The sequence below is a fragment of the Caulobacter sp. GW821-FHT12F03 genome, from assembly GCF_058806855.1.
Map to the genome: position 1 here is coordinate 209,605 of NZ_JBXAQC010000002.1, position 24,478 is coordinate 234,082.

Genomic DNA, 24,478 nt, shown 5'->3' on the forward strand with positions numbered 1-24,478 from the left:
GGCGCGTCGACGTTCGCTTTGGACAAATTCCGCCACGCGGCGCCGCGCGGGCTCACGTTTGTGAGGACCTGCGCCATGAAGCGCCTTCTGCTGATATCCGCCTCGGCCCTGCTGGCCGCGGCGACGACCGCCCGCGCCGATGACGTCGAGAGCACCACCGTCGGGGAGCTGATCGTCACCGCGACCCGGCTGGAAACCCGCATCGACGACGCGCCCGACGCCCGGGTGATCACCGCCGAAGACATCGCCGCCAGCCAGGCGACCTTCGCCGGCGACATCCTCGAGACGATCCCCGGCCTGTCGCTGAGCCGCAACGGCGACTTCGGCGGCGTCACCTACGTCCGCATGCGCGGCGCCAGCGCCGACAAGACCCTCGTGCTGGTCGATGGGGTCGTCCAGAACGACCCCTCCAGCCCCAACGGCGGCTTCGACTTCTCCAGTCTGGATCTGGGCGATGTCGAGCGGATCGAGGTGCTCTCGGGCCCGCAGGGCTCCCTCTGGGGTTCCGACGCCATCGGCGGCGCGATCGCCTTCACCACCCGGGAGATCGACGGCTGGCGCGCCTCGGCCGAGGCCGGGTCGCTGGGCACGGTGCGCGGCACGGCGGCCTTCGGTGTCGCCGACGACCGGCGCGCGCTGGGCATCACCGCCTCGGCCTACTCCAGCGACGGCGTGTCCAAGGCGGCGGTTGGAACGGAGAAGGACGGCTTCACCAGCTGGACCGTCGGCGGCAACGCGCGCCTGACCCTGTCCGACTCCGTCAGGCTGGACGCCCGCCTGCGCTACAACGAGGCGCGGATCGACAACGACGGCTATGACGCCTTCTTCACCTTCGGCGACACCGCCGACCGCAGCGAGAGCCGCAGCTGGACAGGCTTCGGCCGGATCACGGCTGACGGTCTGCTGGGTCTCGACCAGGTGTTCAGCGTCAGCCTCTACGACCTGACCCGTGACAACATCTCGGCCTTCTCCTCGAGCTACGACGCCCGGCGCGCGACCTTGCGCTGGACGGCCGGGCGGGGCGGCCCCGGCGACGCCTTCGCCTTCCTGCTGGGCGTCGAACGGGACGACACCGAGGCCTCGATCAGCACCGGGGAGACCGCCGACCTGGGGGCGACCTCGGCCTTCGGCGTGGTGCGGGCTTCTCCGGTCGCGCCGCTGACCCTGACCGCCAGCCTGCGCCAGGACGCGCCGGACGACTACGACGCCAAGGCCACGGCCCGGCTCGCCGCCGTACTCGACGCCGGCCACGGCGTCCTGCTGTCGGCCAGCTTCGGCCAGGGCTTCAAGACCCCGACGATCAGCCAGACGGTCTGCGATTTCTGCTTCCCGGCCGGCCCGTCGACCGGTCTGAAGCCCGAAACGGCGGAGGGCTGGGACGCGGCCGTGTCGTGGCGGTCAGCCGACGATCGCTTCTACGCCCGCGTCACAGGCTACCGTCTCGAGGTGCGCGACCAGATCAGCTACGGCGTCGGCCGCTATGTGAACATCGACCGGACGAAGACCACCGGGGTCGAGGCCGAGGTCGAGGCGGAGCTGACCGACCGCCTGTCGCTCAAGGCCTCCTACGCCTTCACCGACGCGGTCGATGAGTCGACCGGGGCGGAGCTGATCCGGGCGCCGGAACAGGCGGGCTCGCTGAGTGTGATGTGGACCGGGGATCGCCTGAAGGCGGCGTTGAGCGTGCGAGCGGAAGGCGAACAGGCTGACTCCGACCCCTCGACCTTCTCGCCGGCGCGGCGGGACGGATTCGTCGTCGCCAATCTGTCGGGCAGCTGGGCGCTGACCGACACGATCGATCTGACCGCGCGCGTGGTGAACCTGACCGACGAGGACTACCAGCAGTCGCTCGGCTACGGCGAGGCGGGCCGCGGCCTGTTCGTCGGCTTCAGGCTGCGTAACTGAAGCGGGCCAGATCCTGACGTCCGCCGACCAGGTCGAGCACGTCGGCCATGCCGAAGCCCGGATCGGCGGCGTACAGGGCGCCGTAGACCCCGCGGGCGAAGGCCAGGTCGGCGGACGTCTTCACCCGCCAGTCCAGCTTCGACAGGTCGCGTTGGTAGCTGAAGCCCGCTCTTGAGAACCGGCCCGGGTTGGCGCGGATGAAGGCGGTCGGGGACACCGTCGCCGTTATCTCGCGCGGCTCGGCCGCCGCCGCGACCAGGGCGGAGGTGGCGACCACCTCGACCTCCATGCCGCGCGGATAGCTGGCCGGCTCGCGGTTGGAGACGTAGTCGGCGCCGCTGACGCGGGCGAGGCGCACGGCCTCGTCGATCACGCGCGGGTCGACAAAAGGCGCGTCGCCCTTGATGCGGACCACATGGCCGGCCGGACCGGCGGATTCAGCGCAGCGCGCGAACCGGTCGAGCAGGTCGCAGGGCGCGCCGCGGAACACGGCCTGGCCCTGGGACACCAGCCAGGCGGCCAGGGCGTCGTCGGCCGGCTCGCAGCTGGTGGCCACGACGATGCGGGTCAGGGTGCGGGCGGCCTTGATCCGTTCGAGCTGGCGCCAGATCAGCGGCTGGCCGGCGAGCGGCGACAGCGCCTTGCCGGGCAGTCGCTTGGAGCCCATCCGGGCCTGGAGGATCGCGAGGGTCATGGGCGTGCTCCTTCTGAGCGTTGCCGGGGTGGGCGCCGTCTAGGCGGCGGCCCACCGGCGAGGATCGAGGGCCACCGGGTCGTCGATGGCCATTTCGGTCCAGTCCAGATCCGGGGGCGGGCTGGCGGCGGCGGCGACGACGGCCGACAGCTCCGCGGCGGTGGTGACATTGACCAGCACGGTGCTGGCTTCGGGACGCGACAGGGCGAAGCCGAGGGCGGCCTGCAGCGGATCGCTGCGACCTTCGGCGATCATGCGCCGGACGCGCGACAGCGAGCCGGAGGCCGCCTTCAGCGGCGACGGGATGCGGTCGAGCGGCAGGAACAGCAGGCCGTTGAGGAAGATCGAGCGCAGCTGCACCTCGACCCCCATGCCGGCGATCCGCTCCAGCGTGCCGTCGGCCAGCATGCGCTGGTCAAGCAGCGACGCGGGGGCCTGGATCAGGTCCGGCTTGAAGCGACGAACCACCCCGACGGGGTCGTCCGTGGAATGCAGGGAGATGCCGATCTTGCCGATCAGGCCGCTGTCGCGCAGCTGCTGCAGGCGTGTCCACATGGCCATGCCCTGCGGACCGAACAGGTCGCCGGCCAGCGGCACCACCACGGCGTCGGCGTGCAGAACGCCGAGGCGGGCGAGGCTGGCCCGCAGCTCGCCCTCGACGAAGTCCGGACCCTTGTCCGGGCGAACCGTGGCGACCACCAGACGGAACGGCAGCGGCCGCGGCATCAGCTCGCCGAGCAGGGTCTCGGACCGGCCCCAGGCGCCCGAGGCGTCGAACACCGACAGGCCCGCGCGCGCGGCGATGGTCAGGATGTCGCGCGCCTCGACCTCGGGCGTGCGGCCGCGGCTCGGCGTCGACGCGCCGGGAACGAACTGGGCCGAGCCCAGACCGAGCTTGGAAAGCAGAGGGTTCATGCGTGTCCTTCTGGACGGATGTCGAAGGCGAAGTCGGCGCGGCGGGTCGGACCCAGCCGGCGTCCTTCCTCGACGAATGTCGGCAACAGGGCGGCGTAGGCCGCGATCAGGGCGGCGACTTCCGGCTCGCCATGGGCGGCCGACAGGGCGTGCGGCCCGACGACAACGAAGCCGCAGGCGGCCATGCCGCGCAGCCACAGGCCTTCGATCTGCGGCCGGGCGAACAGGGGCGTGGGCAGGGACGGGTCGCCGTCGAGGGCGAACAGGCCCTCGGCGCCGGCCTGCTCGGCGAGGCGGGCGACTTCGGCCTGCAGTTCGGCGCCCAGCACCCGCAGGCGCGGCGCGACCGGGTCGGCGGCCAGCAGTCTCAGGGTCGCGCCGGCGGCGGCCAGCGACGGGGTCGCGGGCGCGGGCAGGTCCTCGGGGTCGAGGGCGAAGATCAGCTCGGACCGGCCGCAGACCGCGCCGATCGACCGGCCGTTGGCCAGCGCCGAGCCGAACACGGCCAGGTCCGGCGAGACGCCGGCGAGGCCCTGGGCGCCGTTCTCGTGCACGCGGAAAGAGGCGGCGCCTTCATCAAAGATCAGCACCGCGCCGGCGGCGTCGGCGGTGCGACGGACCGCGACCAGATCCAGCGGTTCGGCGCCCAGCGGATCGACGACGATGGCGGCCAGATCGTCCACCCCGCCGAACGGCCCGGCGCCGGCGTCCCACACCGCGGCGCGGCGGCGGCCGGTGACCCGGCGGGCCGCGTCGATGGCCGCGGGCAGGGCCTGGGACTCCTCGGCGCAGAAGCGCGCGGCGACGGATCCGGGCAGCAGATCGGCCAGGGCGGCCTGGGCGACGCCCTCGGCAGGGACTCCCTCGGCGACGGCGGATTCAACGACCGGATGGCTGTGGCCGAGCAGGGCCGAACCGCCGGCCATGTCGAAATCGATACGCGCTTCGCCGTCGGCGTCCCACAGCCGACACCCCAGCGCGCGCAGGCGCGGTCCCCCTTTCGGGGCGGGTGGAGCGGGGATGAAGGCGGCGCGGCCCATCGGGGTCCTTCCCGGGCTTCTTGGTGAAGTCAGCCGTAACCATGCGCGCCAACCCCTTAAGGAAGCGGTATCGAGAGCGTTTAGCGGGGGTTAATGTCGCGCCGATGGACACCCCGCTTCCCGACTGGCCGGACTACGGCCTCGCCGACGATCAGAGACCGGCCCTGCGCAAGGCCCTGGCCGCCGGAAAGCCGGCCGTTCTGGCGACCATCGCCGCGCTCGGCGGCGGCGGTCCGCGGCCCGTCGGCACGCAGATGGTCTTCGCCGAAGGCGTCGTGTCAGGCTTCCTGTCGGGCGGCTGCGTCGAGGGCGATGTGGCCGGTCACGCGCGCGCCTGTCTGGCCGACGGCGAGCCGCGCCGACTGGTCTACGGCGAGGGCAGCCCCTGGCCGGACATCCGCCTGCTGTGCGGCGCGCGCATCGAGATCCTGCTGGAGCGAGTCCTGCCGGACGACCCGGCCGCGGCCGACCTGTTTCGCCTGATGGACGCCCGGCGGCCGGCTATGTGGGTCAGCGACGGCCGGCGACGACTCTGCGCCGGGACGGCCGGGCCCTGGCCCGGCGCCGTCATCCGACGGCACGATCCGGTCTCGCGGCTGGCGGTGATCGGCGGCGATCCTACGGCGCTGGCCATCGCGCAGCTGGGCGCCCAGGCGGGATTCGAGACGACCCTCATCCGGCCGCGCGGCCCCACCACGCCGCCGCCGCTGACCGGCGTCGCCTATCGCCGCGACGACCCCGCCGCCGCGCTGACGGCCGTCGGCCTCGACGCCTGGACGGCCGTCGCCGTCTGCAGCCACGATCTGGAAACCGACCACGCGGCGCTGCTGACGGCCCTGCCGTCGGCCGCGCCTTACGTCGGCCTGCTCGGCGCGCGCAAGCGGCTGGCCGAGCGGCTGGCGTTGTTGAGGCGGGACGGGGTCAGCGAGGCGGACCTGGCCAGGCTTCGCGCCCCCATCGGCCTCGACCTCGGCGGCAAGGCGCCGTGGGAGGTGGCGGTAGCAGCGGTGGGGGAAATCATCGGGCTACGTGCGTCCTTCGAGACGCGGACCTGAGGGTCCGCTCCTCAGGATGACGAACACAAATGCCCGTCATGGTGAGGAGCGAGCCTCAAGCGAGCGTCTCGAACCACGCAACGGCGCTCAAAGCGTATGCAGCCGCTTCCATTCGCCCGACTTGCCGCCGGTCTTCTCCTCCAGCCGCACGGCCTCGATGACCATGCCTTTGTCGGCCGCCTTGAGCATGTCGTAGATCGTCAGGCAGGCGACGGACACGGCCGTCAGCGCCTCCATCTCCACGCCGGTCGGGCCGGTGGTCCTGACCCGCGCGGTCACGGCCAGCCCCTCGTCGTGCGGCGTCACCGACACCTCGACCTTGGACAGGGCCAGCGGGTGGCAGAGCGGGATCAGCTCCGAGGTCTTCTTGGCCGCCATGACGCCGGCGATCTCGGACACCGCCCGCACGTCGCCCTTCTTCGCGTCGCCCGACAGGGCCAGGGCGCGGGTCTCGGCATCCATGCGCACCAGGCCGGTGGCCACCGCTTCGCGCACCGTGTCCGGCTTGCCGGTCACGTCGACCATCCGGGCGCGGCCTTCGCTGTCGATGTGGGTCAGCTTGCTCATTGTTCGAGGAGCCGGGGCATCAGCTCGACCATGTTGCAGGGGCGGTGACGGCTGTCGAGCTGGGCGGCGATGACCTTGTCCCAGCCGTCCTTCACCGCGCCGTTGGAGCCCGGCAGGCAGAACACGAACACGCCCTTCACGATCCCCGCCAGCGCCCGCGACTGAAGCGTGGAGAGGCCCACCGACTGGTAGCTGACCAGATGGAAGATCACCGAGAAGCCGTCAATCTCCTTGTCGAACAGCGGCCGGACCGCCTCGGGCGTCACGTCTCGGCCGGTCAGGCCGGTGCCACCGGTGGTGACGATGGCGTCGACCGAGCCGGACGCGACCCAGGCCTCGATCTGCTGGCGGATCTGGGCGACGTCGTCGCGCACCATCCGCTTGTCGGCCAGTTCATGGCCGGCGGCCGTCACGCGGCCGGCCAGCAGATGACCGGAGGTGTCGCTCTCCTCGTCGCGGGTGTCGGAGACGGTCAGCACGGCCACGCGCACCGGCGTCACCGCCAGGCTCTCGTCGATCTTGCCGCCGATGGGGAAGGGCGAGGTCATTCAGGTCTCCCAGCGTTCAGCGTCTGTCCTGTCACGATCGGTCGGCTCGATCCAGCGGGCGCCGTCCGGGCCGTGTTCCTTCTTCCAGAAGGGCGCGCGGCTCTTGAGGTAGTCCATCAGATGGTCGCAGGCCTCGAACGCCTCGCGCCGGTGCGACGCGGCAGCGGCCACGAAGACGATCGGCTCCCCCGGCGCGATCGGCCCGGTGCGGTGGATCACCAGCCAGTCGTGCAGGCCCCAGCGGCCGGCCGCCGCCGCACCGGCGCGGGCGATCTCGGCCTCGGTGAAGCCCGGATACGCCTCCAGCTCCAACGTCGTCGTCGCGCCGGCCTCCGACCGGGCGATGCCCGTGAAACTGGCCACGGCGCCGGTCTCGGACCGTCCCGCCGTGAAGGCGGTCAGCAGGGCGCCCGGATCGAACGGTTCGGTCTGCAGGCGAACGGTCATCCGCCGCTCATCGGCGGCAGGAAGGCGACCTCGGACGCCGCCGTCAGGGGAACGTCGGTGCGGACGATGACCTTGTCGACGGCCGCCTGCACCCCTGGTCCGGTCAACGCTTCGCCCAGCGCCGCATCGGTCGCCGTCAGGCTGTCGCGCAGGTCGGAGAGGCTGTCCGCCGCGATCGTGGTCTCCCGCCAGCCGGCGATGTCAGCCAGACGGCCGAACAGCAGCACCCGGGCCATCTCAGCCTCCCGTCGTGGACATGTGGCGACGGGTCGCCGGCGCGTTTCCGCGCGCGATCTGGAAGTCGTGGCCCTGCGGCTTGGCGTCGACGGCGTGACGGATCGCCTCGACCAGGTCCGCGTCACTGGCTCCAGCGCGTAGCACGGCCCGCAGGTCCGACGCGTCCTCACGGCCGAGACAGGTGTGCAGCGTGCCGGTGCAGGTCAGCCGCACGCGGTTGCAGGCCTCGCAGAAATTGTGGCTCAGCGGCGTGATCAGCCCCAGCCGCCCGCCGGTCTCCTCGATGCGCACATAGCGGGCCGGGCCGCCGGTGTTCAGCGGCAGGTCGGTCAGGGTCCAGTAGCTGGCGAGCTCGCGCCGTACCTGGTCGAGCGACAGGAACTGGTCGGTGCGGTCGGCATCGACCTCGCCCAACGGCATGGTCTCGATCAGGGTCATGTCGAGGCCCCGGCCGTGCGCCCACTGGATCAGGTCGGGAATCTCGGCGGCGTTGTCCTGCGCCAGGGCCACGGCGTTGACCTTCACCGCCAGACCGGCCGCCTGGGCCGCCTCGATCCCGGCGATGACCTTCGCCAGGTCGCCGCCGCGGGTCAGGGTGCGGAACAGGTCCGGCTTCAGCGTATCGATCGAGACGTTGACCCGCCTGACGCCATGCCGGGCCAGGTCGCCGGCGAACTCGGCCAGACGGGTGCCGTTGGTGGTCAGGGTCAGTTCGTCGAGCGCGCCGGACCTCAGATGCCGCGACAGGCTCTCGACCAGACTCATGAAGCCCTTGCGCACCAGCGGCTCGCCGCCGGTCAGCCGCAGCTTGCGCACGCCCAGGCCGATGAAGGCGCTGCTGATCCGGTCGAGCTCCTCGAGCGTCAGCACCTCGGCTTTGGGCAGGAAGACCATCTTCTCGGCCATGCAGTAGACGCAGCGCAGGTCGCAGCGGTCCGTCACCGAAACCCGCAGATAGGTCACGGCGCGGCCAAAGCCGTCGATCAGGGCGGGACGGGCGGGCGCGGCTGTCATACTGTTCCCAGAATAGGGCGGAGGCGGGCGTGATGACAGGGGCGCTGGAAGCGATCGTACTGGCGGCGGGCTCGGGCCGGCGTTTCGGCGGCGGCAAGCTGACCTCGCCGCGCGGCGACGGTCTGCTGCTGGATGGAGCGCTCGCGGCCGCCTTCGCCGCGCCCGTGCGCTCGGTCACCGTGGTCTGGGGAGCCGACGAGGGCGTGCTGGGGGCCGCCAGCCGCTTCGCCGACCGGACCGGTCAAGGCGCCCGGCTGCACCTGGTCCACAACGCCAATCACGGCGAGGGTCTGGGCGCGTCCCTGCGGACCGGGGTGGCCGGCCTGCCGCCGGACGCCGCCGGGACGTTCGTCTTTCTCGGCGACATGCCGCGCATTCCGCATGACATCGCCCCGAAGCTGGCCGAGGCGCTGGCCGCGGGCGCCCGCGCCGCCGCGCCGGTCTGTGGCGGCCGGCGCGGCCATCCGGCGTTGTTCTCCGCCGAACTGTTCCCCGCCCTGCTGTCTCTGGCCGGCGACCGCGGCGCCGGCTGGCTGCTCAGCGCCATGACCCACGGCCTGGCCCTCATCCCGACCGACGACGACGGGGTGCTGTTCGATGTGGATGAGCCATAGAGCCGATGCTCCCCGCTCGCGGGGAGCTGGCACGCGGAGCGCGACTGAGGGGCAGAACCGGTGTCGGCGAGGGCCCGGAACTCCGGCGCCGGCCGACAACAGTCGTCATACCCCTCCGGAGGCGTCGGCGCTGACCCCTCCACCATGCTCCGCATGGTCCCCCTCCCCGGGAACGGGGAGGGTTGAGCATTCGCTACACGCTTCTCACGAACGGCAGCCGGTAGGTCGCGGGCTTGCCGGCGCCGAGCATCGCGTTGGCCACGGCGGGCGCGATCACCGGCGTGCCGGGCTCGCCCACGCCCGACGGCGCATTGCCGGACGGCACGATGTAGGTCTCGACCGTCGGAGCCTCGTTCATGCGCAGCACGCGGTAGCCGTCGAAGTTGGTCTGCTGCACCGCGCCGTCCTTCAGCGTGATCTCGCCGTAGAGCGCCGCCGACAGGCCGTAGCAGACGCCGCCTTCCATCTGGGCCGCGATCTGGTCGGGCGCGATGGCTACGCCGCAGTCGACCGCCGTCACCACGCGCCGCACGCGCGGTTCCGCGCCGGAGAGGTCGACGTCGGCGATCTCGGCCACGACCGAGCCGAACGACTCGTGCACGGCGACGCCGCGCGACAGCCCGGCCGGGACGGGCCCGGCCTTGGACAGCGCCAGGTCCATCACCGCCAGATGCCGCTTGGCGCCGGCGCGGGTGTAGAGGGTCCGGCGGTACTCGACCGGATCCTTGCCGGACTTGTGGGCCAGCTGGTCGATGGTGTGCTCCATGACGAAGGCCGTGTGGGTCGCGCCCACCGACCGCCACCACAGCACCGGCACCCCGACCTCCGGCAGCGCCACCTGGGCGTCCACGGACGGCGTGGCCTTCAGATAGGGCGACCCCATCGCGCCCTCGACCGCCGAGGTGTCGACGCCCTTGGACGGCATCGGCGAGCCCTTCATCACCGTCTGGGTGACGATCCGGTGGCGCCAGACGGCGGGATAGCCGTCCTTGTCGAGGTTGATCCGCACGTTGTGGTGCACGATCGGGCGGAAGTAGCCCGCCTGCATGTCGTCCTCGCGGGTCCAGACCAGCTTCACCGGGCGACCGCCGCCGACCTTCTTGGCGATGTGCACGCACTCGGCCGAATAGTCGGACTGGAAGTTGCCGCGCCGGCCGAACGAGCCGCCGGCGAACAGGGTCTCGATCTGCACCGACCCCGGCAACGTGCCGACGATCTTGGCCGCGTTCAGCTGGTCCATGGTCGGAATCTGCGAGCCGAACGTCATGGTGACGCTGTTGCCCTTGACCCGCGCCACGGCGTTCATCGGCTCCATCGTGGCGTGCGCCAGGTAGGGGAAGTCATAGGTCGCCTCGAACACCTCGCCGTCGGCCTTCGACGCGTCGCCGTGGGTGTCGAACGACTCCCACTTCAGGTCCGAAGGGCCCTTGCCGGCGGCGGCGGCGCGGAACTCGGCCATGATCTGGTCGGAGCCGCGTTTCTCGGCCTTGGAGTCATCCCACTGGACCTTGAGGGCGTCGCGGCCCTGGCGGGCGGCCCAGGTGTTGTTGGCCACGACGGCCACCCCGGTCGGGATCTGGTAGACCTCGACCACGCCCGGCACCTTCTTCGCCGCCGTGGCGTCGAAGCTCTTCACCTTCGCGCCGAACAGCGGCGCATGGGCGACCATGGCCACCAGCAGGTCCGGTTCCTGGACGTCCTGGGTGAAGCGCGCGGTCCCGGTGCTCTTGGCCAGGCTGTCCTTGCGCCGCACGCGACTCGTGCCGATCAGGGTGAAGCTCTTCGGATCCTTCAGGACGGGCTTCTCCGGGGGCGCGATCCTGGCCGCATCCGCGAGGAGCTCGCCGAAGCCGGCCGACTTGCCGCTCCTGTGGCTGACCACGCCGTCCTTGACGGCGATCTCCGCCGCCGGGACGCCCCACTTGCCGGCGGCCGCCTGGACGAACATCGCCCGGGCCGACGCGCCGGCCGTGCGCAGCTGCATCCAGCTGTTGGCGATGGCGGTCGAGCCGCCCGTGCCCTGCACGCCCATGCCGAGGTTGGCGTAGAGCTTGGCGTTGGCCGGGGCCTGTTCGACGGTCACCCGGGCCCAGTCGGCGTCCATCTCCTCGGCGACGATCGCCGACAGGCCGGCGTGATTGCCCTGGCCGAATTCGATGTGCTTGGAAATCACCGTGACGGCGCCGTCGGCGGCCACCTTGATGAAGGGCCCGAAGGCGCCGACGTCGACCTTTGAGCCGGCGCTGAGCAGGTCGGCCGGCGAGCAGCCGACCAGCAGCGCGCCGCCCACGAGGGTGGCGCCGACGACGAGATCACGGCGGGAGGGCGCGATGCTTTTGCTGTGCATGTTCATGACCCGGTCCCTCACGCCTTGACCGGCAGGGCGGCGGCGATGCCGGCCGCGTCCTTGATGGCCGCGCGGATGCGCTGGTAGGTGCCGCAGCGACAGATGTTGCCGCTCATGGCCGCGTCGATGTCCTCGTCGCTCGGAGCCTTCTTCTCGGCCAGCAGCGCGACGGCGCTCATGATCTGGCCGGACTGGCAGTAGCCGCACTGCGGTACATCGGCGGCGACCCAGGCCTGCTGCACGGGATGGTGGCCGCCCAGGCCTTCGATGGTGGTGATCTTCATGCCGGCGACCGCGCTGACCGGGGTCTGGCAGGAGCGCGTCGGCTGGCCGTCGATGTGCACGGTGCAGGCCCCGCACTGGGCGATGCCGCAGCCGTATTTGGTCCCGGTCAGGCCCAGTTCGTCCCGCAGGACCCAGAGCAGCGGGGTGTCATCCGTCGCGGCGACGCTGACGGACTTGCCGTTGATATCGAGTGTGGTTGCCATTTCTGAACGTTCCCCAGTCTGCGTTCGATTATAGTCCAGGGACCTGGCCAGTCCCGTGGCGTATCCTATCTTAACGCTGTTAAGGGAGGGTGGCGCCAGTGAATTTTTCTCGGGGCTGGTCTAGGCTGGAAGCCCTTCGACGGAGACTGTTCATGCGCATCGCCCTCGCAGCCGCCTTCGGGCTGGCGTTCGCCCTGCCCGCCGCCGCCGAAGACGGCCAGGCCCTGTTCAACGCCCAGTGCAGGAGTTGCCACACCCTGACCGGCGTGAACGGCCCGGCCGGGCCGAGCCTGAAGGGCGTGACGGGCCGCAGGATCGCCGGGTCGCCGGGCTTCGCCTATTCGGCCGGCCTCAAGGCGAAGACCGGACCCTGGAACGACGCGAACCTCGACGCCTACCTCGCCAACCCCGCCGGGTTCGCCCCGGGAACGCGGATGTTCGCGCGTGTGGCGCAACCTGCGGCGCGCGCGGCGATCATCGCCTATCTGAAGACCCAACCCTAGGAGCGCCCATGCGCCGCCTGTCCTTCATCGTCGCGCTCGGCCTGACGCTCGCCGGCTGCGCCACCGCGCCCGCGCCGGGCACGGACAGCAGTCCGCTGCGATATCGCTGCGACGGCGGCAAGGGCTTCACGGCGGCCTGGAACCAGCCCGGCGACCGGGTCAAGGTGACGGCCGGCGGGGTGACGAAGGCGCTGCCGCATGTCCGCTCGGGGTCCGGCGCCCGATACGCCTCGGGGACCTACGAGATCTGGGGCAAGGGCGAGGGCGCCATGCTGTCCGGCTTCCCCGGCGGTCCCTACGACAACTGCCGCGTCGGCTGAGCGGAGACCCGGTGGACGCTTTCCCAGCCTTCTTTCCCCTGGCCGGCCGCAAGGTGGTCATCGCCGGCGCCGGCGAGGCCGCCGACGCCAAGGCGCGGCTGTTCGACGGCTCGCCCGCGCACCTCGTGCGACTGGACGGCCCGTCGGCCTTCCTCGCCGGGGCCTATTCGGGGGCGATCCTGGCCTTCATCGCCGGCGACGACCTGTTCGTGCAGGCCGCCGCCGGCGCGGCCCGGGCGGCGCGGGCGCTGGTCAATGTCGTCGACCGGCCGGACCTGTCCGACTTCTTCACCCCGGCCCTGATCGACCGGGGCGAGGTGGTCGCCGCCATCGGCACCGGCGGCGGGGCCCCGATGCTGGCGGCCCTGCTGCGCAACGCCATCGAGACCCGCATTCCCGAAGGCTCCGGCCGGGTCGCGGCCCTGCTGCGCCAGCATCAGGCCGAGGTCCGCGAGACCCTGCCCGACGCGGCCGTGCGCCGGACCTTCCTGCGGGAGATCCTCGCCAGCCCCACCGCCCAGGCGGCCATGGACGGCGACATGGAGCGCGCCTCGGTCCTGCTGAAGGAAGCGCTCGCCCGCGGTGTCCGCCCCGCGGGCCTGGTCCGCTTCGTCGCCGGCAAGGGCCCCTCGGACCTGCTGACCCTGCGCGCCGCGCGGGTGCTGTCCGAAGCCGACTGCCTGGTCATTCCCGACGGGGTCGAGCCGGCGATCCTCGGCATGGCCCGCCGCGACGCGGGCCGGCTGACGCTCGGCGACGCCGGGGCGGAACACCTGATCGCCCTGGCCCGCGCCGGCCGGCAGGTCGTGCGGCTGGTCACCGGCCCGATCGATCCGCGCGAGATCCGGGCGCTGGCCGAGGCCGGGGTGGCGGTCGAGGTGCTGCTCGCCGCGCCGGACACGTGATCGCCCTGACCGCCGCCGACCTGGACGCGATCGCCCTGTCGCTGAAGGTGGCGACGACGGCGATGCTGTTTTCCCTGCCCGTGGCCTTCGCCGTCGCCCTGCTGCTGGCCCGCGGACGGTTTCCCGGCCGCTCCCTGCTCGACGCCATCGTCCATCTGCCGCTGGTCCTGCCGCCGGTGGCCACCGGCTATGTCCTGCTGATCCTGCTCGGCCGCAACGGACCGCTGGGCCGGCCGCTGGCCGAGTTGGGCGTGGTCTTCGCCTTCGACTGGACCGGCGCGGCCCTGGCCTCGGCGGTGATGGCCTTTCCGCTGATGGTCCGGCCGATCCGGCTGGCCATCGAGTCGATCGACCCGGAAGTGGATGAGGTGGCGCGCACGCTGGGCGCCCGGCCGTTGCTGCGACTGCTGCGCGTGACCATCCCGCTGGCCGGACCGGGCCTGATCGCCGGAGCGGTGCTCGGCTTCGCCAAAGCGCTGGGCGAGTTCGGCGCGACGATCACCTTCGCCGCCGCCATTCCCGGCGAGACCCTGACCCTGCCGACGGCCATCTACCAGGCGGTGCAGTCGCCGGGCGGCGAGAGCCGCGCCCTGATGCTGTGCGCCGTGGCCAGCGTCATCGCCGTGGCGGCGGTGTTCGCCTCGAACGCGCTGGTCCGGGCCGTGGAACGGCCGACGGGACGGAGCTAGTCGTCCAGCGACCGGCCGCGCGTCTCGGGCCAGAGGAAGGCCGTGGCCAGCACGCTGATCAGGGTGAAGATCAGCGGGTACCAGAGGCCGGCGTAGATATCGCCCGTGGCGGTCACGATGGCGAAGGCGGTGAACGGCACGAAGCCGCCGACCCAGCCGGTGCCCACGTGATAGGGCAGCGACAGCGCCGTGTAGCGCACCCGCGTCGGGAACAGTTCGACCAGCGCCGAGGCCTGCGGCCCGTACAGCGCCGTCGAGGCGACCACGAACACCAGGATGATGGCGAACAGCGCCGGCAGGTTCATCCGCGCGGGATCGGCCTTGGCCGGATAGTCGGCGGCGGCCAGCGCGGCCTTCAGCCGCGTCTCGAAATCGGTCTTGGCCGCCTTGAGGCCCGCCTTGTCGAGACCGGCGCCCTCGACCGAGACCACCTCGGCCGTGCCGACGTCGACCCTGGCCACGACGCCCGCGGGGCCCGCCTCGTTGACATAGGAGACCCCGGCGTTGGCCAGGGCGCTCTTGGCGATGTCGCAGGAGCTGGTGAACACGGCCTTGCCCACCGGGTCGAACTGCAGGTGGCAGGACGCCGGATCGGCGATCACGGTCACCGGCATGCGCTGTTCGGCCTCGGCCAGGGCCGGGTTGGCGTAGCGCGCCATCTGGTGGAAGGCGGGGAAGAAGGCGACCAGCGCCAGCGCCATGCCGAACCACAACACCCACTTGCGGCCGACCTTGTCGGACAGCCAGCCAAAGAAGACATACAGCGGCGCGCTGACGGCGGTGGCCGCCATGACCAGCAGGTTGACGGTCTTGGGCTCGACCTTGAGGAACCGCTCGAGGAACACCGGCAGGTAGAAGAAGGTCGTGTACCAGACGGCCCCCTGGGCGAACATGATCGCCACCAGCGCCAGCAGCACCAGCTTGAGGTTCTTCCACTGGCCGAAGGCCTCGCGGAACGGGTGTTCGGCCTGTTCGCCGGCGTCCTTCAGCTTCTGGAACGAGGGGCTTTCCGACAGCTTGAGGCGCATGAAGATCGACACGCCCAGCAGGCCGATGGAGACGAGGAACGGAATGCGCCAGCCCCAGGCGAGGAAGGCCTCCTCGCCCAGCGCGGTGCGGGCGGCGAGGATCACCAGCAGGGCGCCCAGCAGGCCGAAGGCGGCCGAGGTCTGGATCCAGCCGGTCATCGCCCCGCGCTTGCCGTTCGGCGCATGCTCGGCGACGTAGATCGCCGCGCCGCCGTATTCGCCGCCCAGCGCCGTGCCCTGGATGATGCGCATCAGGATCAGCAGCAGCGGCGCCAGCGGCCCGGCCATGGCGTAGGTCGGCAAGAGGCCGATGGCGAAGGTCGCCGCGCCCATCAGGATGACGGTGATCAGGAAGGCGCCCTTGCGGCCCGCCTTGTCGCCGATGCGGCCGAAGATCAGCGCGCCCAGCGGCCGGAAGAAGAAGCCGGCGCCGAACAGGCCCAGCGCCGCGAGCACGCCCGCCGTGTCGCCCAGCTCGGCGAAGAAGTTCTTGCCGATGACCGAGGCCAGCGTGCCGAAGACGAAGAAGTCATACCACTCGAAGGCGGTGCCGGCGGATGACGCCAGAACCACCGTCCGCATGGAGACGGGCGCGTCTTCGCTGGTTGTCGTGCTGGCCATGGCGTCATACCCCCCGGTTTTGACGCAGGTCTAGCACGACCGGCGGCGGGCGGAAGATGGTCAGGCGACCAGGGTCGCGTCGTCGGCGTCCGCCCCGGCGCCGGCGAGGCGCGAAATTTCGGCCAGCAGCGCGGTCGGCGAGATCGGCTTGCCGACCACGCCGTCCATGCCGGCGGCCAGATAGGTCTCGCGCTGATGGGCCAGCACATTCGCCGTCAGCGCGATCATCGGCGTTCCGGCGGACGGTCCGTCCAGCGCGCGAATGCGGCGGCAGGCCTCCATGCCGTCCATGTCCGGCATCTGGATGTCCATCAGGATCAGGTCGAACACCCCCGCCGCTGCGGCGGCCACGCCCTCGGCCCCGTCACAGGCGGTCTGGGCCGAAGCGCCGAGGCTTTCGAGCATCTTCACGGCGATCAGGCGGTTGGTCGGGTTATCCTCGACGACCAGCACGCGCAGGCCTTCGAGCGCGCCGCCGCTCGGCGCGGCCGCTCCGTCGACGGCCTGGGCCGCGGGCGCGGCGATCTCGATGCGGAAGGTCGAGCCCACGCCCAGGACGGAGTCGAACGAGACCTGGCCGCCCATCATTTCCGCCAGACGGCGCGTGATCGTCAGGCCCAGGCCCGAACCGCCGAACCGCCGGGTGGTCGACGCGTCGGCCTGGTGGAAACGTTCAAACAGCCGGTCCTGCGCCTCGCGCGCGATGCCGATGCCGGTGTCCTGGATGGCGAAGGCCAGCCGGCCCGCCGCGGGGCGTTCGCAGCGCAGCGTCACCCCGCCCGACGGCGTGAACTTCACCGCGTTGCCCATGAGGTTGAACAGGCATTGCCGCAGGCGGACCGGATCGGTCCGCACCCAGCCCAGACCTTCGGCGCCCTCGAGCGTCAGGGTCAGACCCTTGGCGCGGGCCTGGGGCTCGAGCAGGCGGAACACGCTGCGCGCCAGCTCGCCGGCGTGGACCGGCTCGTCCGACAGCTCCAGCCGCCCCGCCTCGATGCGTTCGAAATCGATGACGTCGTCGAGCAGGGTCGAGAGCATCTTGCCGCAGCTGAGAGCCTCGTCGAGCAGCCGCTGGCCGCTGTCGCTGATGGTCTCGCCCTTCAGCAGGTGCAGCACGCCGAGCACCCCGTTCATCGGCGTGCGGATCTCGTGGCTCATGTTGGCGAGGAAGGCCGCCTTGGCCTCGGCCCCCGCCTCGGCGGCGCGCTGCGCCTCGACCAGGGCCAGTTCCTGCCGCTTGCGGGCGTCGATATCGAGCACCAGGCCGACGCCTTTACGGGTTGGCCGGTCCAGCCGGTAGAAGGTGCGCACCCAGCGCTCCTTGCCGTTCGGCAGAAGGATGCGGAATTCCATCGAGACGTTTTCGGACCCGCCGGCCCAGCGGCGATTGTGATCGCGCACCATGGCCTTGTCGTCGGGATGAACAGACGGCCAGACCGGCTGGGCGATCGTCTTGTAGGTCATGCGTTCGCCGACCAGCCTGAAGAACTGCTCGCTGGCCCAGAAGGTCCGGCCCGCATGATCGATCTCGAATGCGCCCGCGTCGGCGGCGGCGAGCGCCAGTTCCTGGCGCCAGGCGTCCATGCGGGCCTGTTCCATCAGCGCCTGGACGCGGGCCTCGCCTTCGCGCGCGGCGTCGCGCGCCTGGACCAGCTCGGTGACGTCCTGTGAAATGCCCTTGAGCGCGAAGGTGCGACCGCGCGGTTCGGTCCGGAACGTCGCCCGCATGGTCAGCCAGCGACCGTCCCGGGCCAGAAGCCGGTGCTCGATGGTCGCGCCCTCGCCGGTCTGGACGCCCCGGGTGAAGGCCTGGTTGACCATGTCCCGCTCGGCGGGGTCGAGGCAGGCGAAGAACTTCGCCGGCGAGTCGACATCGGTCTGGTCCCAGCCGGACAGCGCCAGGATATCGTCGGACCACTCGATCCGGTCGGCGCGCGGCTCGAAGCTCCAGCTGCCGATGCCGGCGGCTTCGGACAGCATCGAGCGGTTCCGGCGCGCCGTTTCCAGCTCCTCCTTCTGCATCACCAGCTCGGTGATGTCGTGCAGGGTGCCGACCATGTCGCCGTTGGGGTCGAGGCGCGACCGCCCCTCGATCCAGATCCACCGGTCATCCTTGCAGCGGATTTTCAGCTGGTTGACCGTATGGCCGTCACGCTTCATGCGCCGGCGGGAGTCGCGCGCCTCTTCGTAGCAATCCTCGTGGAGGAACTCGAAGATCGTGCGGCCGACCAGGTCCTCGCGGCGCCAGCCGGTGAGCCGCTCCCAGGCGTCGTTGATCTCGGTGAACACCCCGTCCCGGTTGACGACGGCGAACATGTCCAGGGAGTTGTCGAAGAACCACCGCGCCGCCGAGGACCGGTGTCCCCGCGCTTTCGTCGATCGCTCTCCGGTCCTTGCGCCGGCCATCTGGTTTCCGTCCCGTGTTCGTCCGGACCATGACGGGTGCGGGTAAACGAGGGATGAGCGGCGGGCGCTGATCTTGGTCCGGACCGGATGTTCAGGTCTCGGCCCACATCCGCAGCAGGTTGTGATAGGCCCCCGTCAGGGAGACCACGGCCGCGTCGCCGACGCCCAGGCCGACGCCCGCGCGCTGGATGGCCAGGTCCATGTCGAACAGCAGGGCCCGCCGCGCGTCGTCGCGCACCAGGCTCTGGATCCAGAAGAAGGACGAAACCCGCGCGCCGCGGGTGATCGCCTCGACCCGGTGCAGGCTCGAGGCGGGATAAAGGATCATGTCCCCGGCCGCGAGCTTCACCTGGTGCACGCCGTAGGTATCGTCGACCGTCAGCTCCCCGCCGTCATAGTCCTCCGGCTCGGTGAGGAAGAGCGTCGCCGACAGGTCGGTGCGCAGCTGCCGGCCCTCCCGGTCGCGGCGGATGGAATTGTCGATGTGATCGCCGAAACCGTCGCCGACGCCGTAGCGGTTGAACAGCGGCGGAAAGATCCGCGCCGGCAGGGCCGCCGACAGGAACAGGGGATGCCGCTCCAGGGCGGCGAGAATCGCCGCGCCGGCCTCGCGGGCGGCGTCGCTCCCTTCGGGCAGTTGCCGGTTCTGCTTGGCCAGGGCCGACTGGAAGCCGGACGTCACATTGCCGTCGGTCCAGTCGGCGGCGTCGATCAGCGCCCGCAGGCGCGCGACCTCGTCCTTGTCGAGCACGCCGGGAATCTGGAGCATCATCGCGCTGTCCCTCCCGCGCCCGTCAGAACCGGTAGTTCAGCGTGACCTGGGCCGACCGCGCGTCGCCGGGCGTGGCCCAGCCGAAGCCGGCGTTGGACCGGATGCGCGTGTAGTAGTCCTGGTCGGTCAGGTTCTTGACGTTGACCTGAACGCTGATCGTGTCGCTGGCTGTCCAGGTCAGCGAGGCGTTGTGCAGCCAGTAGCTGTCGGACCAGAGCAGCGGCGCGCCGGCGGCGGCCCGGGCGAAGGCGTACTCGCCGGCGTAGGTCGCGCCATAGCCGACCATCACCGTGTCTGTGAGCATCACCGTGGTCCACAGGTTGAACGCATGGCGCGGGGTGATCGGGATCGGGTCGCCCTTCGTGTAGTCGACATTGTTGGGCGGCAGGGCCGTGCCGGCGATGTTCTGCAGGATCTCGCTGTCAAGGTAGGTGTAGTTGGCCAGGATCGTCCAGCGATCGGTCAGCTGCCCGGCCGCGCCCAGCGCCAGGCCGCGCACGCGGGAGGCGCCGTCGAGCTGCTGCACCGGGATGGCGGGGTCGTTGGAGTTCAGCCGGATGTTCGTCCGCTCGTTCTGGAACAGGGCCGCGGTCAGCGACAGGCGCCCGTCGAAGGCGTCCCACTTGGCCCCGACCTCGAGCACCTGGCCCTTTTCCGGATCGACGTTGCAGTTCTGGGCCGTTCCGGTCACCGCGCAGCCGCCGTTGACGGTCGCCTGCGACGGCGTCTGGGTGTTGCCGTAGGCGATGTACAGACTGGCGTTCGGCGCCGGCTTGTAGACCAGGCCCAGACGGTAGGAGACGAGCGTCTCCTCGTTCTTCGCGATGGTCGTGACGCCGGCCACCCGCACCGGCGGCGTTCCGACCGTCCAGGTGTAGGGCGTAGAGACGAACTCACCCTCGTTGTGCTCGACCCGCGCGCCGCCGTTCAGCTGCCAGTGCGGTCCCAGTTCGACCGTGTCGAAAACATAGAGCGCCTGATTGGCCAGCTCCCCGTCGCTGATCGCGCTTTCAAGGAAGTTGACCGGGCCAGTGTAGCGATTGTCGGGGTCGGCGATGCTCATGGTCGGCAGGACCACGGCCGAGCCGTTGGCGTTGAAGAACAGCCGGCCGGTGGTCAGGTCGTAGGTCTCGTTGGAGAACGAGGCCCCCAGCACGAGGTTGTGCGACCAGGTCCCGGTGGTGAATTTCCAGTTGAAGTCGGTCTGGCTGACCAGCTGGGTGTTGGTCGTGTCGCGCAGGTTCCCGCGCGGGCCGCTGAGCGTGTAGACGCCGGGCGTCGCGCAGGCCGCGCCGGTCTGGGCGTTGAAGCCGCTGGCCAGGCACCAGGTCCCCTGCGGCGGGTCGACGATGGTCGTCTGGGTGATCTGCTGCCAGCGGCTGGTGTTGGTCACCGTCAGGCTGTCGCTGACCTCGTGCACGATGTTCAGCGTCAGGCTGTCGACGCCGATCTCCTGGGTGTCGATGTTGCGGTAGCCGTAGTAGCTCGACGCCTTCACGCCCGGCAGCGGCCCGTTGAGGAAGGCGTTCGACGCGTAGGGCACGCCGTACTGCGGGACGTTGTCGTCCTCCTGGTGCAGCCACGAGACCGTCACCCGCGTCGGGCCGGTCAGGCCGAAAGTGATCGACGGCGCGATCCCCCAGCGGCTGAAGCTTTCCACGTCCCGGCCCGGCGCGTCGTTCTCGTGCGCCATGGCGTTCAGGCGCACGGCGATCTGGTCGCCGATGACACGATTGGCGTCCAGCGTCAGCCGGCCGTAGCCGTCCGTGCCGACCCCGGCGGTGAACACGCCGCTGTCGGAAGCGCGCGGCGCCTTGCTGACCAGGTTGATCGATCCGCCCACGGAGCCCGCGCCGGCGTAGACGGAGTTGGCCCCGTTGATGACCTCGATCTGCTGCAGGTTGAACGGGTCGGTGCGGCTGTACTGGGCGCTGTCGCGCAGGCCGTCGGTGGTCACGTCGTTGTTGGCCGAGTAACCGCGCAGATTGATGCTGTCGCCATAGCCGCCGCCGCCCTCGCCGGCCCCGAAGGTGATCCCCGGCACGGTCTGCAGGATGTCGCGCAGGGTCAGCAGGTTCTGGTCGCGGATGGTCCGGCCCGACACGACCGTCACCGTCTGCGGCGTGTCGATCGGCGCGGCGGTGTATTTCGGCGAGCTCGGACGGTCGCCCTTGTCGCCGTGCACCTCGATGCCCGACAGCTCGGTCGGGGCGGCGTCGGCCCCCGCCGTCACCATCGCGCCGCTCTCGGCCGCGCCCGCCAGGGCCGGCGACAGGGACAGCCCGGCCGCCCCGGCCACCGCCGCGACGCCGAAAGCCCTTTTGGCGCGGGCGGTGACGCCGCCTGAAGTCGTACGCATGAAGTCTGTCCCCGAAACCCGGTGCGCCGTAACGACGCTAATTTGCGATTGCGAGTCGTTCTTAACTTCCACGTTGCAGCGCCGCAATGAGAATCATTCTCAAAAAGACATTTAGTCCGCGTGCGTGGCGCGCAGGCGGCGCAGGTGCGCGCGGCGGCCGCGGCGGCGCAGCCACATCACCGTGCCGGTGACGCCGAGCAGCGCGGGCGCGACGCCGGTGATGAACACCAGCAGCTGCCAGAGCCACGGCGCGTCCTGGGCGTCGTGGATCGTCCGCATGCTGCGTGACAGAGGGTCGGGTTGCCCAGGGCCCGCGGGTCCGCGGCCCTTGCGGATCGAGCCGTCCTCGTCGGCCACCTGGACGGTCGGCCCGGGACCGTCGCCCTCGGCGGCGAACTGGATGCGCCAGGCCGGCCGGCGGCCTTCCGTGGGCAGGGTGACGGCGGCCAGCCGGGCGCCGGGCTTTTCCGCCATGGCCGCGGCGATCGCCATGTCGATCGGCAGGCCGGGCTCGGCCAGCGGCGGCGCGGCGGCGGGCCGCTGGCCGCCGCGTGGCCCGCCGGCCGTCTCGATGCCGAACAGCCGGCGGCTGGTCTCCGGGAAGGAGATGTAGACACCGGTCAGGGACACGACCAGCAACGGGACCAGAACCCAGAAGCCGACCATGTGGTGCAGGTTGTTGAAGGTCGACGGCGAGCGAAGCCAGCGCAGGCCGCGCACGACCTTGCCGTTGCGCGGCCACCAGAGCCAGAGTCCCGTCAGGCAGGACGCCGTCATCGCCCAGCCCAGCCAGCCGACGATCTTGCGGCCGAGCCCCGGCGTACTGATGAGCAGGCTGCCGTGCAGCCGATGCATCACGCCGATCAGTTCATTGCGGGTGTCGGCCACGTCGAGCACCCGGGCGGTCGCCGGATCGATCCAGGCGGTCAGGCTGCGCGGGCGCTGGCCCGGCCCCGGCGGCGGGCCGTTGACCCGGCCGCTGGCGATGACCGGCTGGCCCGCCTTCTCCGGCATCCGCAGCTGGGTCACCGTCGCCCGGTCGCCATAGGCCTTGCGGGCCGCGTCGAGATAGGCCGAGGCCGCCAGCGTCGCATCGCCCTTCGAGACGGCGAACCGCTGCGGATGCAGCACCGTGTCCAGACCGTCGTGCCACACCAGCGCGGCGCCCGACAGGCCGAGCGGAACCAGCAGGATGAACAGTCCCACACCGATCCACAGGTGCACGTCGAGCCAGAAGCGGCGGAGGCGGCCGAGCAGGGACTTGGTCAAGGCTGGGTTCCGGGGGCTGGGAGCGGACAATCGCTCCGGCGTTAATGCGAATAGTTCTCAAATGCAAGTCGCCCGGCTTGACCGCCCCCCTGGCCCGGCCTAGCCCCGTGGCGTCCAGGCAAGGGAGGCGTCCATGACATTCGCGATCGAGGCGGTCGGCCATGTTCGGGGCGGCCGCGAGGCGGCCATCGACGATGACTGGGGTCCCAGCCGGGCGAGGATCGACCTCGATCCGGCCCGGTTCGGCCCGGAAGCCCTGTTCGGCCTGACCGACTTTTCCCATGCCGAGATCGTCTTCGTGTTCGACCGCATCACCGACGCCGAGATCGTCACCGGCGCGCGCCGGCCGCGCGGTCGCGAGGACTGGCCGCTGGTCGGAATCTTCGCCCAGCGGGGCCGCAACCGGCCCAACCGGCTCGGCGTCTCGGTCTGCCGCATCGTTTCGGTCGACGGCCTGAGCCTTGAGGTCGAGGGGCTCGACGCCATCGACGGCACGCCGGTGGTCGACATCAAGCCGGTGCTCAGCGGCTTCCTGCCGCGCGGCGACGTGCGTGAGCCCGCCTGGGCCGCCGAGATCATGGAGTCCTACTGGTGAAGCGACCCCTGCAGGGCATGCGCGTCCTGACCATCGAACACTACGGGGCCGGGCCCTACGCCACCCTGCTGATGTCGGAGCTGGGCGCAGAGGTGATCAAGATCGAGGCCCCGTCGATGGGCGGCGACGCCTCGCGCCCGACCGGACCGTTCCTGCTCGGCGACAACGACAGCCAGTATTTCCAGACCTTCTCGCGCGGCAAGAAATCCGCCGCCATCGAGCTGAAGACGCCGGAGGGCCGGGCCGATTTCGAGCGGCTGGTGGCCTCCGCCGAGGCGGTGGTCAACAACCTGCGCGGCGACCAGCCGGCGAAGCTCGGCCTGACCTACGCGGCGCTGAAGGCCATTAACCCGGCCATCGTCTGTGGTCACCTCTCGGCCTACGGCCGCGGAAATAGCCGCGAGGGCTGGCCCGGCTATGACTACCCGATGCAGGCCGAGTGCGGCCTGATGAGCCTGACCGGCGAGCCGGACGGTCCGCCCGCCCGCATGGGCGTCTCGATCATCGACTTCATGAGCGGCGCGACCTTCGCCTTCGGCGTGGTCAGCGGCATCCTCTCGGCCCGCGCCACGGGCGAGGGCTGCGACGTCGACGTGTCGCTGTTCGACGTGGCGCTGCACCAGCTCAGCTATCCGGCGGTCTGGGCGATGAACGAGCATTACCCCACCGTCCGCATGCCCAACGGCGCCCATCCCTCGCTGGCCCCGGTGCAGCGGGTGAAGACGGCCGACGGCTACGGCCAGCTGATGTGCATGAACGAGAAGTTCTGGGCCGAGCTGTGCGCCCTGATCGAACGGCCCGACCTGGCCGTCGATCCGCGGTTCGCCACCCTCGCCGACCGGGCGCGCAACCTCCCGGCCCTCACTGAAACGCTCGATGCCCTGTTCGCCGCGGCGCCCACGGCCCACTGGAGCGCCCTGTTCGCCGGCCGGGTCCCGTTCGGCCCGGTCAACGACCTGTTCCAGGCGCTCGACAATCCGTTCGTCGCCGAGGTCGGCATGCGCGACGTGGTCGAGCACCCCGACCGCCCGCAGGGCCTGCGGATGCTGGCCGCGCCGCTGAAGATCGACGGCGCGCGCATGCCGGGGGTCAGGTCTCCCAAACTGGGCGAGCACACGGAAGAACTTCTGGGTTAGGCTC

At 71.0% G+C, this 24,478-nt stretch carries 24 protein-coding genes; 9 read left to right on the forward strand and 15 right to left on the reverse strand.

What is annotated here, in order from left to right:
* Window positions 1–75: 75 nt before the first annotated feature.
* Entirely contained in the window at window positions 76–1,905 is a 1,830-nt protein-coding gene (locus AC1RN0_RS06490; protein WP_492786615.1) for a TonB-dependent receptor plug domain-containing protein, read from the forward strand.
* Here the strand turns inward: AC1RN0_RS06490 and AC1RN0_RS06495 are convergent.
* The 3 genes from AC1RN0_RS06495 to AC1RN0_RS06505 are packed head-to-tail and all read right to left on the reverse strand — an operon-like array spanning window position 1,889 to window position 4,554.
* Entirely contained in the window at window positions 1,889–2,599 is a 711-nt protein-coding gene (locus tag AC1RN0_RS06495; protein WP_492786616.1) for a cytidylyltransferase domain-containing protein, read from the reverse strand. The genes AC1RN0_RS06490 and AC1RN0_RS06495 overlap by 17 nt on opposite strands.
* 39 nt (window positions 2,600–2,638) lie before the next feature.
* A complete protein-coding gene (locus AC1RN0_RS06500) occupies window positions 2,639–3,514 on the reverse strand; it encodes an aldo/keto reductase (protein WP_492786617.1) in 876 nt (291 codons plus the stop codon).
* On the reverse strand, window positions 3,511–4,554 hold the full coding sequence (locus AC1RN0_RS06505) for a PLP-dependent aminotransferase family protein (RefSeq protein ID WP_492786618.1): 1,044 nt from the start codon (window positions 4,552–4,554) through the stop codon (window positions 3,511–3,513). The genes AC1RN0_RS06500 and AC1RN0_RS06505 overlap by 4 nt, the downstream gene beginning before the upstream one ends.
* 104 nt (window positions 4,555–4,658) lie before the next feature.
* Between AC1RN0_RS06505 and AC1RN0_RS06510 the strand changes: the two genes are divergently transcribed.
* The gene (locus tag AC1RN0_RS06510; RefSeq protein ID WP_492786619.1) at window positions 4,659–5,609 is read left to right on the forward strand and encodes an XdhC family protein; all 951 of its coding nucleotides are present in this window, start codon (window positions 4,659–4,661) and stop codon (window positions 5,607–5,609) included.
* Window positions 5,610–5,696: 87 nt separating this feature from the next.
* Here AC1RN0_RS06510 and moaC read toward each other — a convergent pair whose 3' ends face one another.
* From moaC to moaA, 5 genes are read right to left on the reverse strand one after another with little or no spacing between them, the layout of a single operon-like run.
* On the reverse strand, window positions 5,697–6,176 hold the full coding sequence (moaC, locus tag AC1RN0_RS06515) for a cyclic pyranopterin monophosphate synthase MoaC (protein WP_492786620.1): 480 nt from the start codon (window positions 6,174–6,176) through the stop codon (window positions 5,697–5,699).
* Window positions 6,173–6,724 (reverse strand): molybdenum cofactor biosynthesis protein B, encoded by a 552-nt coding sequence (moaB, locus tag AC1RN0_RS06520; protein ID WP_492786621.1) that lies wholly within the window; start codon window positions 6,722–6,724, stop codon window positions 6,173–6,175. The genes moaC and moaB overlap by 4 nt, the downstream gene beginning before the upstream one ends.
* Window positions 6,725–7,171 (reverse strand): molybdenum cofactor biosynthesis protein MoaE, encoded by a 447-nt coding sequence (locus tag AC1RN0_RS06525; protein WP_492786622.1) that lies wholly within the window; start codon window positions 7,169–7,171, stop codon window positions 6,725–6,727.
* Entirely contained in the window at window positions 7,168–7,407 is a 240-nt protein-coding gene (locus AC1RN0_RS06530) for a MoaD/ThiS family protein (protein WP_492786623.1), read from the reverse strand. Before AC1RN0_RS06530 ends, AC1RN0_RS06525 begins: the two co-directional genes overlap by 4 nt.
* A gap of 1 nt (window position 7,408) precedes the next feature.
* Window positions 7,409–8,422, reverse strand: coding sequence for a GTP 3',8-cyclase MoaA (gene moaA / locus AC1RN0_RS06535; protein WP_492786624.1), 1,014 nt, complete (start codon window positions 8,420–8,422; stop codon window positions 7,409–7,411).
* Between the two features lie 32 nt (window positions 8,423–8,454).
* Between moaA and AC1RN0_RS06540 the strand changes: the two genes are divergently transcribed.
* Window positions 8,455–9,036, forward strand: a complete 582-nt coding sequence (locus AC1RN0_RS06540) for a nucleotidyltransferase family protein (protein WP_492786625.1) — start codon at window positions 8,455–8,457, stop codon at window positions 9,034–9,036.
* Window positions 9,037–9,229: 193 nt separating this feature from the next.
* Here the strand turns inward: AC1RN0_RS06540 and AC1RN0_RS06545 are convergent, their stop codons facing one another.
* Entirely contained in the window at window positions 9,230–11,383 is a 2,154-nt protein-coding gene (locus AC1RN0_RS06545) for a xanthine dehydrogenase family protein molybdopterin-binding subunit (RefSeq protein WP_492786626.1), read from the reverse strand.
* Between the two features lie 17 nt (window positions 11,384–11,400).
* A complete protein-coding gene (locus AC1RN0_RS06550; RefSeq protein ID WP_492786627.1) occupies window positions 11,401–11,871 on the reverse strand; it encodes a (2Fe-2S)-binding protein in 471 nt (156 codons plus the stop codon).
* Window positions 11,872–12,023: 152 nt separating this feature from the next.
* On the opposite strand from AC1RN0_RS06550, the gene AC1RN0_RS06555 reads away from it, so the two are divergent.
* The 4 genes from AC1RN0_RS06555 to modB are packed head-to-tail and all read left to right on the forward strand — an operon-like array spanning window position 12,024 to window position 14,288.
* A complete protein-coding gene (locus AC1RN0_RS06555) occupies window positions 12,024–12,374 on the forward strand; it encodes a c-type cytochrome (RefSeq protein WP_492786628.1) in 351 nt (116 codons plus the stop codon).
* Window positions 12,375–12,382: 8 nt separating this feature from the next.
* Window positions 12,383–12,694 carry an MliC family protein gene (locus tag AC1RN0_RS06560; protein ID WP_492786629.1) on the forward strand — a complete coding sequence of 104 codons (312 nt, stop codon included), beginning with the start codon at window positions 12,383–12,385 and terminating at the stop codon, window positions 12,692–12,694.
* Window positions 12,695–12,705: 11 nt separating this feature from the next.
* Window positions 12,706–13,599: an NAD(P)-dependent oxidoreductase gene (locus tag AC1RN0_RS06565; protein WP_492786630.1), complete on the forward strand. Its 894-nt coding sequence runs from the start codon at window positions 12,706–12,708 to the stop codon at window positions 13,597–13,599.
* Window positions 13,596–14,288 (forward strand): molybdate ABC transporter permease subunit, encoded by a 693-nt coding sequence (gene modB, locus AC1RN0_RS06570; RefSeq protein ID WP_492786631.1) that lies wholly within the window; start codon window positions 13,596–13,598, stop codon window positions 14,286–14,288. The genes AC1RN0_RS06565 and modB overlap by 4 nt, the downstream gene beginning before the upstream one ends.
* Here modB and AC1RN0_RS06575 read toward each other — a convergent pair.
* The 5 genes from AC1RN0_RS06575 to AC1RN0_RS06595 form a co-directional block, all read right to left on the reverse strand.
* Window positions 14,285–15,937 (reverse strand): MFS transporter, encoded by a 1,653-nt coding sequence (locus tag AC1RN0_RS06575; protein ID WP_492786632.1) that lies wholly within the window; start codon window positions 15,935–15,937, stop codon window positions 14,285–14,287. The genes modB and AC1RN0_RS06575 overlap by 4 nt on opposite strands.
* Window positions 15,938–15,997: 60 nt before the next feature.
* Window positions 15,998–18,343 carry a PAS domain-containing hybrid sensor histidine kinase/response regulator gene (locus tag AC1RN0_RS06580; RefSeq protein ID WP_492786633.1) on the reverse strand — a complete coding sequence of 782 codons (2,346 nt, stop codon included), beginning with the start codon at window positions 18,341–18,343 and terminating at the stop codon, window positions 15,998–16,000.
* 91 nt (window positions 18,344–18,434) lie between these two features.
* Window positions 18,435–19,115 (reverse strand): Fe2+-dependent dioxygenase, encoded by a 681-nt coding sequence (locus AC1RN0_RS06585; protein ID WP_492786634.1) that lies wholly within the window; start codon window positions 19,113–19,115, stop codon window positions 18,435–18,437.
* A gap of 22 nt (window positions 19,116–19,137) precedes the next feature.
* Entirely contained in the window at window positions 19,138–21,474 is a 2,337-nt protein-coding gene (locus AC1RN0_RS06590) for a TonB-dependent receptor (RefSeq protein WP_492786635.1), read from the reverse strand.
* 111 nt (window positions 21,475–21,585) lie between these two features.
* Window positions 21,586–22,743, reverse strand: a complete 1,158-nt coding sequence (locus AC1RN0_RS06595; RefSeq protein ID WP_492786636.1) for a PepSY-associated TM helix domain-containing protein — start codon at window positions 22,741–22,743, stop codon at window positions 21,586–21,588.
* A gap of 133 nt (window positions 22,744–22,876) precedes the next feature.
* On the opposite strand from AC1RN0_RS06595, the gene AC1RN0_RS06600 reads away from it, so the two are divergent.
* Both AC1RN0_RS06600 and AC1RN0_RS06605 read left to right on the forward strand, forming a co-directional pair.
* On the forward strand, window positions 22,877–23,338 hold the full coding sequence (locus tag AC1RN0_RS06600; protein ID WP_492786637.1) for an SAM-dependent methyltransferase: 462 nt from the start codon (window positions 22,877–22,879) through the stop codon (window positions 23,336–23,338).
* On the forward strand, window positions 23,335–24,474 hold the full coding sequence (locus AC1RN0_RS06605) for a CaiB/BaiF CoA transferase family protein (RefSeq protein WP_492786638.1): 1,140 nt from the start codon (window positions 23,335–23,337) through the stop codon (window positions 24,472–24,474). Before AC1RN0_RS06600 ends, AC1RN0_RS06605 begins: the two co-directional genes overlap by 4 nt.
* The last annotated feature ends 4 nt before the right edge of the window (window positions 24,475–24,478 follow it).